Source organism: Pustulibacterium marinum (assembly GCF_900116665.1).
Taxonomy (GTDB): Bacteria; Bacteroidota; Bacteroidia; order Flavobacteriales; family Flavobacteriaceae; genus Pustulibacterium; species Pustulibacterium marinum.
This window is the reverse complement of record NZ_FPBK01000010.1, coordinates 1-14,774: the sequence shown is the minus strand read 5'-3', so window position 1 is coordinate 14,774 and position 14,774 is coordinate 1. Positions and strand designations below refer to the sequence as shown.

General features: G+C 35.2%; 13 protein-coding genes. 6 read left to right on the top strand and 7 right to left on the bottom strand.

The genetic code is table 11. The features are described 5' to 3' along the window. Nucleotides 1-47 precede the first annotated feature (47 nt). From BM383_RS12710 to BM383_RS12685, 6 genes are all read right to left on the bottom strand, one after another. On the bottom strand, nt 48-512 hold the full coding sequence (locus BM383_RS12710; RefSeq protein ID WP_093025527.1) for a GNAT family N-acetyltransferase: 465 nt from the start codon (nt 510-512) through the stop codon (nt 48-50). An 85-nt stretch (nt 513-597) separates the two neighbouring features. Next, a complete protein-coding gene (locus BM383_RS12705; RefSeq protein ID WP_093025526.1) occupies nt 598-2,358 on the bottom strand; it encodes a discoidin domain-containing protein in 1,761 nt (586 codons plus the stop codon). Nucleotides 2,359-2,479: 121 nt separating this feature from the next. After that, complete coding sequence (locus BM383_RS12700) at nt 2,480-3,184, bottom strand: carbon-nitrogen hydrolase family protein (protein WP_093025525.1); 705 nt, start codon at nt 3,182-3,184, stop codon at nt 2,480-2,482. A gap of 7 nt (nt 3,185-3,191) precedes the next feature. After that, complete coding sequence (locus BM383_RS12695) at nt 3,192-3,674, bottom strand: hypothetical protein (RefSeq protein WP_143106419.1); 483 nt, start codon at nt 3,672-3,674, stop codon at nt 3,192-3,194. Nucleotides 3,675-4,134: 460 nt separating this feature from the next. Further along, nucleotides 4,135-4,845, bottom strand: coding sequence for a lipoyl(octanoyl) transferase LipB (lipB, locus tag BM383_RS12690; RefSeq protein ID WP_093025523.1), 711 nt, complete (start codon nt 4,843-4,845; stop codon nt 4,135-4,137). Between the two features lie 20 nt (nt 4,846-4,865). Continuing rightward, nucleotides 4,866-5,027, bottom strand: a complete 162-nt coding sequence (locus BM383_RS12685) for a YqaE/Pmp3 family membrane protein (protein ID WP_093025522.1) — start codon at nt 5,025-5,027, stop codon at nt 4,866-4,868. A gap of 237 nt (nt 5,028-5,264) precedes the next feature. Between BM383_RS12685 and lysS the strand changes: the two genes are divergently transcribed. The 5 genes from lysS (at nt 5,265) to BM383_RS12660 (ending at nt 12,965) form a co-directional block, all read left to right on the top strand. Next, nucleotides 5,265-6,956 (top strand): lysine--tRNA ligase, encoded by a 1,692-nt coding sequence (gene lysS, locus BM383_RS12680; protein ID WP_093025521.1) that lies wholly within the window; start codon nt 5,265-5,267, stop codon nt 6,954-6,956. Between the two features lie 174 nt (nt 6,957-7,130). Beyond that, nucleotides 7,131-8,012 (top strand): DUF6268 family outer membrane beta-barrel protein, encoded by an 882-nt coding sequence (locus BM383_RS12675; RefSeq protein ID WP_143106418.1) that lies wholly within the window; start codon nt 7,131-7,133, stop codon nt 8,010-8,012. A gap of 91 nt (nt 8,013-8,103) precedes the next feature. Beyond that, nucleotides 8,104-9,576, top strand: coding sequence for an SLC13 family permease (locus BM383_RS12670; protein WP_093025519.1), 1,473 nt, complete (start codon nt 8,104-8,106; stop codon nt 9,574-9,576). A gap of 280 nt (nt 9,577-9,856) precedes the next feature. Continuing rightward, complete coding sequence (locus BM383_RS12665) at nt 9,857-12,337, top strand: zinc-dependent metalloprotease (RefSeq protein ID WP_093025518.1); 2,481 nt, start codon at nt 9,857-9,859, stop codon at nt 12,335-12,337. A 127-nt stretch (nt 12,338-12,464) separates the two neighbouring features. Beyond that, entirely contained in the window at nt 12,465-12,965 is a 501-nt protein-coding gene (locus BM383_RS12660; protein ID WP_093025517.1) for a DUF4890 domain-containing protein, read from the top strand. A gap of 115 nt (nt 12,966-13,080) precedes the next feature. Here BM383_RS12660 and BM383_RS12655 read toward each other — a convergent pair whose 3' ends face one another. Then, a complete protein-coding gene (locus BM383_RS12655) occupies nt 13,081-13,512 on the bottom strand; it encodes a CBS domain-containing protein (protein ID WP_093025516.1) in 432 nt (143 codons plus the stop codon). Nucleotides 13,513-13,672: 160 nt separating this feature from the next. Here BM383_RS12655 and BM383_RS12650 point away from each other — a divergent pair, with 160 nt between their 5' ends. Beyond that, a complete protein-coding gene (locus tag BM383_RS12650; protein WP_093025515.1) occupies nt 13,673-14,641 on the top strand; it encodes a YpdA family putative bacillithiol disulfide reductase in 969 nt (322 codons plus the stop codon). Nucleotides 14,642-14,774: the final 133 nt, after the last annotated feature.

The following is a 14,774-nucleotide window of genomic DNA, read 5'->3' as shown; positions in this document are numbered from 1 at the left end:
TTCAGGTGAGCATTTCGTTTTAGAAACTCACCTGAATTTTCAATACTCTACATGTATTTCTCCAATTTGATATCAGCTCGTTCATACAAACCTGATTCCAAAGGAATTTCTTCAAACCCATATTTTTGGTACAAATGGATTGCTGACTTCAATTTTGTGTTGGAATAAATAATCAATTTCAGAAAATGATGATTCGCTGCAAAATCTAGACAATATTCTAATAATAGTTTACCAATACCCAAACCTTGGATTGTTTCAGTAACTGCCATTTTACTCAATTCAAAAACACGATCGGTCTTTTTCATCAATGCTACGCAACCTACTATGTTACCCTCATATTTTGCATAGAAGATATAGCCACCTTTTGCCAAAATTTCAGTTTCTGGATTGTTGAGCGACTTGACATCTCCGGGTTCTAGTTTGAAGTATCTCTCTAGCCATTCATAATTCAACTTTCGAATAGCATCTCGCTCTTCTGTGGTAAATGCAACAATGCTTACAGGTGATTCCATACAATTTCTTTAATGCACAAATATAAAAATGCCATCCTGATGGAACTTCAGAATGGCAATCTTTCTTTATCTATTTTAATTAGAATTATTGTACTTCAATCACTTTTGTACGCTCACTAATTCCGTTATTATTAAAGGCTTCTATTTGAAAATAATAAGTATCGGTTCTATCCATTCCTGTAAAGAAATATTCATTCTTTCCGTATACCATGATACTTCCATATAATTTATCTGGATCTTTCCCAAAGTAAATCACATAACCGTCTGCCAAGTCATTTTGCTTCCAACGAATCCAAGAACTTCTGCGTTCGCCGTATTTTTTAGGATCGGCACGTAAAACCATGAAATTCTCTACTGCATTTGGTTTTACTCCATTCCCTTTACCAAAAACTCTAAAACCGCTTAACGCAAATTTCCCTGTTGGCATGTGTACATTTTCTAGTTTCAAATAACGACCTTTTGCTGGTTTGTCTAGCTCAATGTAATCGTGTGGTACATCGGTTTTGTTCTTGCTTTTATCTACGAGTAGCTTCCATTTTTTTCCGTTATCTGAAATGTAAATTTTGTATTGATGGTACACGCCCATACTTTTTCCAAGGAACTCAGCATCTTGATCGGCATAATTCAACTGAATGGCATTGATGGTAGAAACTTCACCTAAATCGGTTTGAAACCATTCTCCCTTCTCCCCTGTTTTTGCGCTCCAATACGATTCTAAATCTTCGTTTACCGCAAAGTTTGGCTGATAACCACCAAGCGTTGAAGAAGCCATTACCGGTTTGTTGTAGTTTAACATCATCCATCCTGCAAAAGTTCCGTTTACATGATCTGTTTCTTTTGCCGGTAAATACGTTGGATAATCGCCATAGGCAGTGTTGCAGTACATTACATCATCCTTATCAAATCCTGCAGGCCAAATTCCTATACGACGTTCAAAATTATTCTTTTGTCCCAAAACTACTGTTGACACATGCCACCAATTACCGTTGTTGTCTTGAAATGTAGCTCCATGTCCGGCTCCTTTTGCAAAACCGCTTGGTTTGTATGCAAATGGATTGTGCTTTTGATATGCAAAACCGCTTAATGGATTATCACTTACATAAACTCCGTCTGCATAACCACTAAACTCCGTTGCCGGCGCACCATATTGCAGGTAATATTTATCATGATATTTGGTAACCCATGCACCCTCCATAAATGGTTGCATGAAAGTATTATCGTTATACTCTCCAAAACGTTCCCAGCCATGATCCTCAGGATGTAAAGACATAATTGGTTTTACATAACCATCTGATTGTAACGTTTCGGTATCAATTTCAGTTCCTAGAATTGGAAATTCGTTACTTGAACCCCAATACAAATACAATTTATCCTTGTCTTCATCATAGACAAAACCAGGATCCCAAGCACCTACTTTGAGTGAATCGACTGCTATTTCCCAATCGTCTTCTGTTGGATTGCTACTTTTCCAGATAGGGAAACTTTTATCATGCGTAGAACCTATAAGATACAGTTCATCTTTCATAACAAAAGCGGCAGGGGCACAAAGTTCATCCCATACCTTATGTCTTGGAAGAAGAAATTTTCGCTCTATAAAGTTCCAGTTGAGCATATCATCACTCCACCAATAGCCCCATTGATTGGTAGAAAAAAGAAAATACTTGTTGTGGTAGTTTACAATAACAGGATCGGCAGTTGCTCGGTGTTTTCCCTGAGTTGCAAAATTAGGGATTGGCGTATAGCCATAATCTACATTTACCGGATTACAATAGGTTTGTTGTTGGGCAAATGAAACAGCCGTAACCATAAAGAAAGTAACGGCTGCCATGGTTTGTTTTAAGAACATATTCGTTTGTGTGTTTAGTATTTTTCGGTTTAAAAATACAAAACGCCAAAGCGATGCTTTATGAATTATACAATTTTAACGGTATTTGATTTCATACTTACATAAATCTATAGGTTTTCATTTATGGTATATCAAAAACTAAAATTCCTTCTTCCATTTTATTTAGTTTTTTTTGTAGTATCCCTTTTTCATTCCAAAAGCCAGAATTTCCTCCAGCAGTAAATGTGTCGCATGGTCCTGTACAATTTGCCATGGCTATAGGTATGTTGTATTTTGAAGCATTTTCTTCATAAATAGCAGCTGCTTTGATAACTCCTTCTTTTGATTTTGCAACACTTGCCAAATATAAAGAAGCATTTTGAGCTACTGCTGCAGACAGATGATCTGCTTGTAAAGATTCGTAACATATGGCGGGTACTATTTTACAATTATCTTCTACTTCTATCAAGATACTTTCGTTACCAGCTACAAAGTAAGGTTTCTCATCATCATGCAAATATTGTTTTGCGTACCGTCTTCTAGTGCTATCCGGTTGAAAAATTACCATACTGATGGAAACTCCTTTTTTTTCTAAAATGGGCATACCAACAGCAATGGTCATTTGAAAATCATCACTTTGATGTTGAAATACATCAAAAATTGGGTCTGTAAGTTCTACAGCAAGTGATTTCGCCATTTTCACATCATACCCAGACAAAGAAAGTTCTGGAAAAAAAATGGCCTGTGCTTCTTCTACAGCAGCTTCCATAATTTGTTTTAGGTGCTTTAGCGTGTTGGACGATACATTGCCTATCTTGGGTTTTATTTGAGCAATTGCAATTTTCATAACATTTTTATTTTAAGATTTTGGGCATTTTATTTTTTAATATCTGCGACATACTATGCAAGGTTTTGTTTCCCATGACTCCTTTTAAAACAGCCATAATAGCATTGATAAAAAAGAATAATTGTGAGTAAGCAAAAACTTTTACTCCAAAATCTACACCCGTGGTAGCATCTTTGAAAAGGAGTTCGCTCTCAACAATTCTTAAAGCAAATAGGAACATCAAGCATACCGAAATAAATGAGAAATTTATATGCCATTTATTCAACGTTGCGTTTAAGGGAAAGTGATTATTTTGAAGTAACCAATACCCTATACCAATAAGTTCGAACAATATTGCTATTGCTTGAGCCAAATCGATTTCACGAAACCTATAACCATTCCCCCTTATAGTTATAGCGTGTAGGGTACTGGCATTTATAAAACCCAAGGAAACAATTACAGGAATAGCTAACCAAAGGGCTAAATATGGTTCGTTGCTTGTTATTTGCATACTTTCTTCTTTTACATGCATTATCAAAGTCAATGAAAACTCATTTTATTTGATTATTCGAAGCTCATTATTAAGTGCTCCGTTAAAAACAAAGTATGGTTTGGAAGGGGTAAACTATTTAAAAAATTGACTAAACATCTAATTAGCAATTCTTTATTTATTCTAAGTTAGTAAAAAATTATAAAACTATCTCTTTTCACTATAAAAATTTTATTACAATTACGTATAAGATAATTACTTTTTTCATAATCATATACAAGCCTTCAATTTCTGTATATCAACAATATTCCCGATCGATATCAGTACAAGTGACTCCATGGTAAGTCCATACTGAGTCCATGGTGAGTCCATTATTTTCATGTAAAACTATGGACTTGCTATGCTTTGACACAACATTCAATATTGTACCAAGTAAAACCAATCTTTAAGGATTGATGTTTGAAATAAAGGTGGCTTCTTTTTAAGATTTTAAGGACACAAACTCCGCTTCAAAAAGGGTGGTAAAATGATGCTTTATTTTTTGCCTTACATCTTCCATGGAAACTTCTGCTTGGCCAAGCTCTACATTTAAAGACGTAACTGCCTTCCCCTCTATACCGCATGGAATAATATTATCAAAATACCCAAGATCTGCATTGACATTCAAAGCAAAACCATGCATAGTCACCCAGCGCGAAGCACGAACGCCCATAGCACATATTTTTCGGGCAAAGGGCGTACCAACATCTAGCCAAACTCCGGTTTCACCTTCACTACGTTCCGCTTTCAACCCGTATTCAGCCAAAGTTAGAATGATTACTTCCTCCAGAAAACGAAGGTATTTGTGAATATCAGTAAAAAAATTGTCCAAATCTAGAATAGGATAACCTACAATTTGTCCGGGGCCGTGATACGTAATATCTCCACCACGATTGATCTTGTAAAATGTGGCTCCCTTCTCGGCCAATTGTGCTTCATTGAGTAACATGTTCTCCATATGCCCACTTTTTCCAAGCGTATATACATGTGGATGCTCTACAAATAAAAAATAATTGGGAGTAGGAAGATTGGTTTCCTCTCTTCGATTCTTGATTTTAAGATCGAGAATTGATTTGAAAAGCGTCTCTTGGTAATCCCAAGTTTCCTTGTAATCCTTTTTGCCTAGATCCTGAAGTTCAATTTTCTTATTCATACCGACAAAGGTACAACAGTTTAGCGTTTTTTGTCACCATTAACTATGATCAAAGCAGCGATGGTTCCGGGAACCCAACCTAATAACCATAGTATAAATGTAATAACTACCGAACCACAGCCTTTATCTAAAACAGCTAGTGGTGGACAAATAATGCAAAGAATAACTCTCCAAATACTCATGAATGTGATTGTTTTTTGATGATTGATGAATGTATCTTATAAGACGCAGGTTCCTATCAGATGTTACAAAGTTATAACGAAATGAAATAGTTTTGCGTTAGGGATTGCAGCAAGCTACCGTGTAGCGCGAAAAGCCCGCCCATGCCACTGCATGGGAACGCCCAAGAAATATAACACCGCTTCATTGCCTTGTTTTCTAATTGTGATTATCTTTGCAGGCTTAAAAGTAATTAGATTATGCAACTATCTGAACAAGAACTGATACGAAGAAAAAAACTGGAGGACCTAAGAACTCTTGGCGTAGAGCCGTATCCGGCTGCGTTATACCCTGTAAACCACACTTCTAAAAAGGCGAAGAACGAGTATGAAGAGGGTAAACAGGTGATTATTGCTGGTAGATTAATGTCGGCTAGAATCCAAGGAAAAGCTTCGTTTGCAGAATTGCAGGATAGTGAAGGAAGAATTCAGGTGTATTTTAACCGTGACGAAATTTGTCCGGGTGACGATAAAACCAAATACAACGACATCTTCAAAAAATTAATCGACCTAGGAGATTTTATTGGTATTGAAGGAGAATTGTTCACTACTCAAGTTGGTGAAAAAACAGTAATGGTAAAAGATTTTACCTTGCTAAGCAAAACCCTTAGACCATTACCATTACCAAAAACAGATGCTGACGGAAACATCCACGACGGATTTACAGATCCTGAGTTGCGTTACCGTATGCGTTATGTTGATTTGGTGGTAAATCCACAGGTAAAAGACGTATTTGTAAAAAGAACTAAGTTGTTCACCGCAATGCGTAACTTTTTCAATGACAAAGGATATTTTGAGGTAGAAACTCCAGTTTTACAACCAATTCCTGGTGGAGCTGCAGCGCGTCCGTTCATTACACACCACAACTCTTTAGACATTCCGTTATACATGCGTATTGCGAATGAATTGTATTTAAAAAGATTGATTGTTGGCGGATTTGACGGGGTATACGAGTTTTCTAAAAACTTCCGTAACGAAGGAATGGACAGAACGCACAATCCTGAGTTTACAGCTATGGAAATCTATGTAGCCTATAAAGACTACAACTGGATGATGGAGTTTACCGAAAACTTATTAGAATACTGTGCTACGCAAGTAAACGGTACTACCGAAGCTACTTTTGGAGAACACAAAGTAGACTTTAAAGCTCCGTATGCGCGTGTAACTATGACCGATGCTATTAAACAATTTACAGGTTTTGACATCACTGGAAAAACTGAAGATGAGTTGCGTGCAGCCGCTGTAGAAATGGGTATTGAAGTTGACGATACCATGGGTAAAGGAAAATTGATTGATGAAATGTTTGGTGAAAAATGTGAAGGAAACTTTATTCAGCCAACCTTTATCACCGATTATCCAAAAGACATGTCGCCATTATGTAAAGCACACCGTGATAATCCAGAACTTACGGAGCGTTTTGAATTAATGGTTTGTGGTAAAGAAATTGCAAATGCTTATTCAGAATTGAACGATCCTATAGATCAACGTGAGCGTTTTGAAGCTCAGTTGGCTTTAGCAGCTCGTGGTGATGTAGAAGCTACTGAATTTATAGATCAAGATTTCTTAAGAGCTTTAGAATTTGGTATGCCACCAACTTCTGGATTAGGAATTGGAATGGACCGTTTGATTATGTTCTTAACCAATAATCAATCTATTCAAGAAGTATTGTTCTTTCCACAAATGAAACCAGAGAAGAAACAAGTGGAGTTAAACGATGACGAAAAAGTTGTTTTCGAAATCTTGAAAAAACAAACTCCAATAGCGCTTCCTACCTTAAAAGAAGCCGCAGGATTAAGCAACAAAAAGTGGGACAAAGCCATTAAAGGTTTAACCGCTAAAAAAGTAGCCAAAGTTGAAAAAACTGGTGATGACCTTATCGTTACTGCTTTGTAAAACCTAACAACAAATATATTTTTTAAAAGGAATCTCTATGGAGATTCCTTTTTTTATAGATACAATTTTAAGGTTGGTAGAAAACACTTCAAATGTTCTGTTAAACCCTTGGAATTTGCTGGTATTTCTTAGGTGACGATACTAGATTCGCACCAAGAAAACAACCATATTTTAATGAAAAGAATTGTATTTTATATCACGCTTATCTACAGTGGTATTGCCTTTGCACAAGCTCCTAATGAAATTAAAGTGGAACAATCCCTTTTCTCAGGAAGCAATGTTGCTAATATTAATAAAACCAAAGCTGTGGCCAACTTCCCACTACTTAGGACCAATAACACAAGCCTAAGCATTGGAGGAAATTACCAGCTTACCAATTTTGAATATGTAAATAAAGATGTTCCATTTACCACTTCAGAAATAGAGAATTTCAATACGTTTTCGGGTTCTCTGCAATTTGCTCAACGCATTGCAGGAAAATGGAGTTTTGTAGCGCAAGGAGAAGCTCAAATTTCTTCCAACTTTGAAAATGATTTGGGTAGTAATGATTATTTCTACAATGGTAGTTTGGTATTTAGAAGAATTGATACTGCCAATCAAAGTACTTGGACGATTGGTGCTGTTTATAATCATCAATATGGATTAAACACTCCAATTCCAGTAATATCCTATGCTAAACAAGTAAATGAAAAGCTTGGCTATAAAATAGGAATCCCGGAAACAAATATTCATTATATTTTAGGTACAAAACACACCTTTTCAGCCTTTGCAAAACTAGATGGTTTTATGGGATCTTTTAATGATGATATGCAGGTAAAAGTTTCCAATTATGAAGCACCCGGTATTTTAAAACAAACTTCAGTAGTTTCAGGTCTTGGATATCAATTTAGATTCTGGAAAAACTTTAGCGCCTATGTAAATGCAGGATTTAGTGTTTATAACAACATGACCATTGAAGATTATGATGGTAACGAAATTTATGATTTTGACTATAAAAATGGTTTCTACGGTAATATTGGTATCCAATATCACTTTCTGAATAAACTTTTGGATTGATCGCATCCATTTTCCCGTTATTGATGAAAAAGAGTGTCTTCCCGTTTGACACTCTTTTTTTTTATTAAATTAGCTTACGCAAACGTTCGCAATGAAACTTTCAAAGAAAATCGGGTTAGTGCTGGGGCCGCTGGCATTTTTAATTGTTCACTATTTATTTTATCCCGAAGGGCTTTCAACCAATGCAAATTCTGTACTCGCAGTAACTGTTTGGATTGCTATTTGGTGGATTACAGAGGCGATTCCTATTGCGGTAACATCTTTACTACCCATAGTTTTATTTCCATTAACAGAAGGATTATCCATTAGCGAAACAACAGCTTCCTACGGTCATAAATATATTTTCTTATACATGGGTGGTTTTATGATTGCCTTGGCTATTGAAAAATGGAATTTACATAAACGGATTGCGCTTAACATTATTCATTTTATTGGAGCTAATATTCAAAAAATCATCCTTGGATTTATGATTGCTACGGCATTTTTATCTATGTGGATATCAAATACAGCTACTTCTGTAATGATGCTTCCCATAGCTATGGCCATTATTACACAACTCAAAGACAATCCAAATAGTGAAATAAATGAAAACAAACGATTTGGAAAAGCACTCATGCTAGCCATTGCCTATAGTGCAAGTATTGGTGGTATTGCCACTCTTATTGGAACGCCTCCAAACCTAGTATTAGCAGGCGTAGTTCAAAATACATATCATTATGAAATTACTTTTATGCAATGGTTCCTTTTTGGATTTCCAGTTGCCATGATTTTATTAACACTCTGCTACTTTTACATTACAAAAGTTGCTTTCAAATTTCAACAAACATCTTTCCCGGGTGGAAAACAAGAGATTAAAAGATTGAAAAATGACTTGGGCATAATCTCTTTTGAAGAGAAAGCAGTAGGTTTTATCTTTGGATTTACAGCACTTTGCTGGATTCTCCGCTCATTTGTTTTAAAACAATTATTACCAGGAATTGATGATACTATTATAGCCATTGGCTGTGCGACGCTATTATTTATGGTGCCATCAAAAGAACATGGAAAAAGACTGATGAGTTGGAAAGATGCCGAAAAATTACCTTGGGGAATTATTCTTCTTTTTGGAGGAGGAATGGCTCTTGCTCACGCTTTTGAAGTAAGCGGACTTGCAGAATGGATCGGGAATAAAATGACTTCGCTCAATGGATTCTCATTATTCATGATCTTACTTATTCTGGTTGCTTCCATGAATTTCTTGACTGAAATCACTTCAAATACGGCTACTACTGCCATGCTTTTACCTGTATTGGCCCCAATGGCGCTTACATTAGATATTCATCCATTGATTATTATGACTGGAGCTGCTGTTGCCGCTTCGTGTGCTTTTATGCTTCCGGTAGCTACGCCTCCAAACGCGGTAGTTTTTGGCTCGGGTTATTTGAAAATATCCGATATGGTAAAAAAAGGATTTATTCTAAACGTTATCTCCATCATACTGGTAACCGTATTTGTATACTATTTAATTCCCTTTTTATGGGATATTAATCCAAATGCTTTTCCTTCTGTTTTCAAAATACCATAAAAAAAGAGCCTCGCTGTTTTCAACAAGGCTCTTTTAACTGCTAATTCAAATAATTCTAAAAACACGTTTCTTTTCAAAACTGTTACACTTATATAGACGACAAGTTTTTTGCCATGTTACAGATTTTTGCAGAGCTTTAACTTTTCTACCGCTATTTAACTATTTGTTAACTTTCTCAAGCGAAAACGTTATCTCGTATAATAGCGACAAATGTTAAGATTTTATTAACAAACCTTTTTCATAGGATGTTATTACTTGCAGTAATTATTAATTATTTACTATGAACAAGCAGGTATCAAGGGTATTAGCTACATGTTTATTAAGTATTCTCTTTATAAACACCTCTAATGCTCAATTCTGGAAAAAAAAGAACAAAAAGAAAAACAATACCGAAAAAGCTGCACCAGCAAAAAAAGGTGGCATACAGCCGTATAGCAAAGTAATCACAAAAGATGCTATTACGGACGAAGGGTTATTTAAAGTACATAAAATTGATGAAAATGAATTTTATGAAATTCCTGATTCGCTATTTGGTAGAGAAATGCTAATGGTTACCCGTATTGCAAAAACTGCCAATGGATTGGGTTTTGGCGGTGGAAAAGCAAATACTCAAGTATTAAAATGGGAAAAGAAAGATAAGCGTGTACTTTTACGTGTAGTATCGTATAAAATTTACGCAGCTGATTCTTTACCTATTCATGAAGCGGTAATGAATTCAAATTTTGAACCTATTCTACAATCGTTTGAGATTAAAGCTATCAAAAAAGATTCTACAGGAAACTCTACAGTTGTTCAAGTAAATGATTTGTTTGAAAAAGACGCCAAGGCTTTAGGACTTCCGGAGTATTACAGAAAAGAGTACAAAATTTCTCGCTTAGATAACGATAGATCCTATATTGAAAGCATCAAAAGTTATCCACTTAATATAGAAGCAAGACACGTTAAAACCTATTTAGCTTCTAACCCACCATCAAATCAAACCTTAGGTTCAATTACCGTAGAAATGAACAACTCCATGGTATTATTACCAAAAGAACCTATGAAACGCAGATACTTTGATCAACGTGTAGGTTGGTTTGCTCGCGGTCAAGTAGATTATGGTTTAGATGCACAACGCAGCAAAACCATCACCTATTTAGATAGATGGAGACTTGAAGTAAAAGATGAAGATCTTGAAAAATACAAGAACGGAGAATTAGTAGAACCTAAAAAGCAAATTGTATATTATATTGATAGAGCTACGCCAAAAAAATGGGTTCCATATATAAAACAAGGTATAGAAGACTGGCAAGTTGCTTTTGAAGAAGCCGGTTTTAAAAATGCTATTATTGCAAAAGAAGCTCCAACGGTTGAAGAAGATCCAGAATGGTCTCCAGAAGATGTTCGTTTCTCTACGGTACGTTATTTAGCTTCTCCAATCCCAAATGCCAATGGTCCACACGTTAGTGATCCAAGAAGTGGTGAAATTTTAGAATCAGATATAAATTGGTATCACAACGTAATGTCGCTTTTAAGAGGTTGGTTTTTTGTACAAACCGCTGCTATCAATCCAAATGCTCAGCGTCCAGAATTTGATGATGAAGTTATGGGCCGATTGATTCGTTTTGTTTCTTCTCACGAGGTAGGTCACACTTTAGGATTACCGCACAATATGGGAAGTAGCCCTGCATACCCTGTAGATTCACTTAGATCTGCTTCATTCACCAAAAAATATGGAACTGCACCATCTATTATGGATTATGCACGTTTTAATTACGTAGCACAACCCGGTGATGAAGGTGTTGCTTTAATGCCAAATATTGGTATTTATGACAAATATGCTATAAAATGGGGTTACAAACCTATTCTTAATAAAACTGCAGAAGAAGAAAAAGAAACTTTAGATAGCTGGATTTTAGCACACGAAGGAGATCCTTTATACAGATTTGGAAAACAACAATGGGGAAGCCCAATTGACCCAAGTTCACAAACAGAAGATCTTGGAGATGACGCTGTAAAAGCTTCTCAGTATGGTATTGCAAATTTAAAGCGAATTGTTCCCAACCTAATCAAATGGACCTACGAAAAAGGTGAAAACTATGATAACCTTTCTGAAATGTACGGACAAGTAATTTCTCAGTATAACAGATATATGGGGCATGTTACTGCAAATATTGGTGGGGTTTATGAATATTACAAAACTTATGATCAGGAAGGAGCAGTTTACACACATGTTGCAAAAGATCATCAAGAAAAATGTATGGAGTTCTTACAAGATGAATTATTCACTACTCCAGATTGGTTACTAGATGAAACTATTTTCAATAAGATTGAAAATGCAGGAGCTGTAGAGCGTCTAAGAAAATTACAAGTAAGAACGTTAAATAACTTACTAGATTTTGGTAGAATGGCTCGTTTGATAGAAAACGAAACGGTTAATGGTAATAAAGCTTATAGTTTGTTAGCCATGATGACCGATCTTAGAAAAGGTATATTTAGTGAATTATCTCGTGGTAGAACAATTGATACTTACCGCAGAAATCTTCAAAGAGCATATCTTGACCAAATGGAGTATTTAATGACTAACGAACAAAAAAGAAGCTGGGGATCAACCAGCGTAGATGTGAGTCAGTCAGATATAAGAGCTGTTGTTAGAGGTGAACTGGAAACACTGCAGAAAACCATTAAAAACGCACTTTACAGAACCGGAGATACAATGACTAAGTATCATTTAAAAGACATGAACGAGAGAATTGAACAGATCTTGAATCCGAACAAATAATTCTTAAATTCATAATAAAAATGTTAAAAAGCACCCAAAAAGGGTGCTTTTTGCATTTAAATCACAAATACGATTAAACCTTTTCAAAACCTGAAAGTCTTAGAGACATAACATTAAAATATTTATCATGAAAAAATTAGCAGTTTTAGCAGCCATTTTTGTTTCAACAATGGCATTCGCGCAGGAGAAGCCACAAGATGGCAAAATGAGACCAGAACACAGAAGAGAATTTGCTGATTTTACGCCAGAACAAATGGCCGAATTGCAAACAAAACGTATGACCTTAGCCCTTGATTTATCTGAAAAGCAACAAAAGCAAGTGCTAAAAATCAATGAAGACAAGGCAAAAAAACACAAAGCGCACTTTGAAGAAATGAAGAAGAAAAAAGAAGCTGGTGAAGAAAGACCTAAGTTAACTTCTAAAGAACGTTTTACTATGGAAAATGCCCGTCTTGATGCACAAATTGCCGAAAGAAAAGAAATGAAATCTATTCTATCTGAAGAGCAATATAAAAAATGGACCGAGATGAAAATGCACAGAAGAGATGAAATGAAAAAACGTTTCAAAGACAAAGATTTCAAAGGAAAAAGAGTTGCTCACAGAATGCAAAAAGAGCCAAGAGATTAATAATGAAACTATAGTCGTCACTCACATAAAAAGCCGAAAGACCCAAGGATGCTTTCGGCTTTTCAATTTTGCTAAATATAAACCCAAAAAATAATCTAAAAAACTAAATAATATGCTATGAGCAGCACTTATATTGTTCTAATAAATACTTCAATAAATCTGTTGTAGTTACAATACCTACAATTTTTTTTCTTTCTGCAACCACCGGCAAAGCATGAAATTCTTTTGTAGCCAAAATTTCTGCTACTTCTTTAATACTTTGATTTGGTGTTACTACCAGAGGTGTTTTCGCCATCACTTGTTCAATGGTAAACATATTATATACGATGGTTTCAACCTCTTCTTCGTCTTCTGTTAAATCAGCAAAACTAATCCGCAACAAATCAGTTAAGCTTAGCATTCCCACAACTCTATGTCCTTTAACTACAGGAATATGTCTTATATGGTGTTTTTTAAAAAGTCGTTCCGCCTTATCAAGACTATCATCTGTATTCAACAGTACCAAATTTGTGGTCATGATTTCCGAAACTGGTTCATTTACTTTCATGGTTACTGCTTTTTATTACACTGTAAAAATGCCTTTTTTTTTACAGAAAGAAGCTGATTTTAATCATTCCAAAAATTAGAAAATTTTAGTATTTCTTTAAGCGCTACTCCATTATGCAATAGCTTTTGATTGTTGTATTTTTGTATCAAACTGTAAAATTATGTTTGACGTACTTATTGTTGGTGGAGGTCCTATAGGAATTGCCTGTGCTTTGGAAGCCAAAAAAAATAATTTATCTCATATAATTATTGAAAAAGGATGTATTGCCAATTCTATTTTTAATTATCCTTTGAATATGCATTTTTTCTCTACATCAGATAAATTGGAAATAGATGCCATTCCATTTATTTGCAAAGAGCCAAAACCACAACGTAATGAAGCATTGGAGTATTACCGAAGAATTGTAACTTCAAACAATCTCTCTATAAAATTATATGAAGAAGTTCTTCAGATTGAAAAAACAACAAGTTTTAACATCAAAACCAATAAAGGTGAATATAGTGCTCATAACGTAGTTATAGCCACCGGATTTTACGATATTCCAAACCTAATGAATGTTCCTGGTGAAGATCTCCCAAAGGTATCTCACTATTACACCGAACCGCATTTATATGTAAATCAAAAAGTAGCAGTTATTGGTGCTAGTAATTCTTCTGTAGATGCAGCTCTAGAGTGCTACCGAAAAGGAGCCGATGTTACCATGATTGTAAGAAAACCAGCAATTGGAGAACGTGTAAAATATTGGGTAAAACCCGATATTGAAAACCGAATTAAAGAAGGAAGTATAAAAGCTTATTTTTCTAGTAATATTAAGGAAATCACTAGTGACAATCTAGTTATTCAAACTGAAAAAGGAATCAAAACTATTGAAAATGATTTTGTACTTGCTTTAACAGGATACCAACCCAACTTTGATTTTCTAAAAAAGATAGGTGTCTACTTAAATGAAAATGATCATTTGAAACCAACCTACAATCAGGATACAATGGAAACAAATATTGAAAACCTCTATTTAGCCGGTGTCATTTGTGGCGGGATGGAAACCCACAAATGGTTTATAGAAAACTCCATTATCCATTCCAAAATGATTGTTAAAAATATTCAAAACAAAAAAAGGGAAGCTGTTTAAAGCTTCCCTTTTTGTTTGGTATGTAGTTTTGGTGTTTCTTATTCTTCTTCTCCTAGAATAATAAAATCTGATCTTCTGTTTTTAGCGTGATCTTCTTTGCTACACTTGTTCTTACAGTCTACAAGTGGATTGC

Bases quoted from the DNA above. Each gene is read 5' to 3' on its own strand.
- BM383_RS12710 (WP_093025527.1), bottom strand. From the start codon at position 512: ATGGAATCACCTGTAAGCATTGTTGCATTTACCACAGAAGAGCGAGAT.
- BM383_RS12705 (WP_093025526.1), bottom strand. From the start codon at position 2,358: ATGTTCTTAAAACAAACCATGGCAGCCGTTACTTTCTTTATGGTTACG.
- BM383_RS12700 (WP_093025525.1), bottom strand. From the start codon at position 3,184: ATGAAAATTGCAATTGCTCAAATAAAACCCAAGATAGGCAATGTATCG.
- BM383_RS12695 (WP_143106419.1), bottom strand. From the start codon at position 3,674: ATGCAAATAACAAGCAACGAACCATATTTAGCCCTTTGGTTAGCTATT.
- lipB (WP_093025523.1), bottom strand. From the start codon at position 4,845: ATGAATAAGAAAATTGAACTTCAGGATCTAGGCAAAAAGGATTACAAG.
- BM383_RS12685 (WP_093025522.1), bottom strand. From the start codon at position 5,027: ATGAGTATTTGGAGAGTTATTCTTTGCATTATTTGTCCACCACTAGCT.
- lysS (WP_093025521.1), top strand. From the start codon at position 5,265: ATGCAACTATCTGAACAAGAACTGATACGAAGAAAAAAACTGGAGGAC.
- BM383_RS12675 (WP_143106418.1), top strand. From the start codon at position 7,131: ATGAAAAGAATTGTATTTTATATCACGCTTATCTACAGTGGTATTGCC.
- BM383_RS12670 (WP_093025519.1), top strand. From the start codon at position 8,104: ATGAAACTTTCAAAGAAAATCGGGTTAGTGCTGGGGCCGCTGGCATTT.
- BM383_RS12665 (WP_093025518.1), top strand. From the start codon at position 9,857: ATGAACAAGCAGGTATCAAGGGTATTAGCTACATGTTTATTAAGTATT.
- BM383_RS12660 (WP_093025517.1), top strand. From the start codon at position 12,465: ATGAAAAAATTAGCAGTTTTAGCAGCCATTTTTGTTTCAACAATGGCA.
- BM383_RS12655 (WP_093025516.1), bottom strand. From the start codon at position 13,512: ATGAAAGTAAATGAACCAGTTTCGGAAATCATGACCACAAATTTGGTA.
- BM383_RS12650 (WP_093025515.1), top strand. From the start codon at position 13,673: ATGTTTGACGTACTTATTGTTGGTGGAGGTCCTATAGGAATTGCCTGT.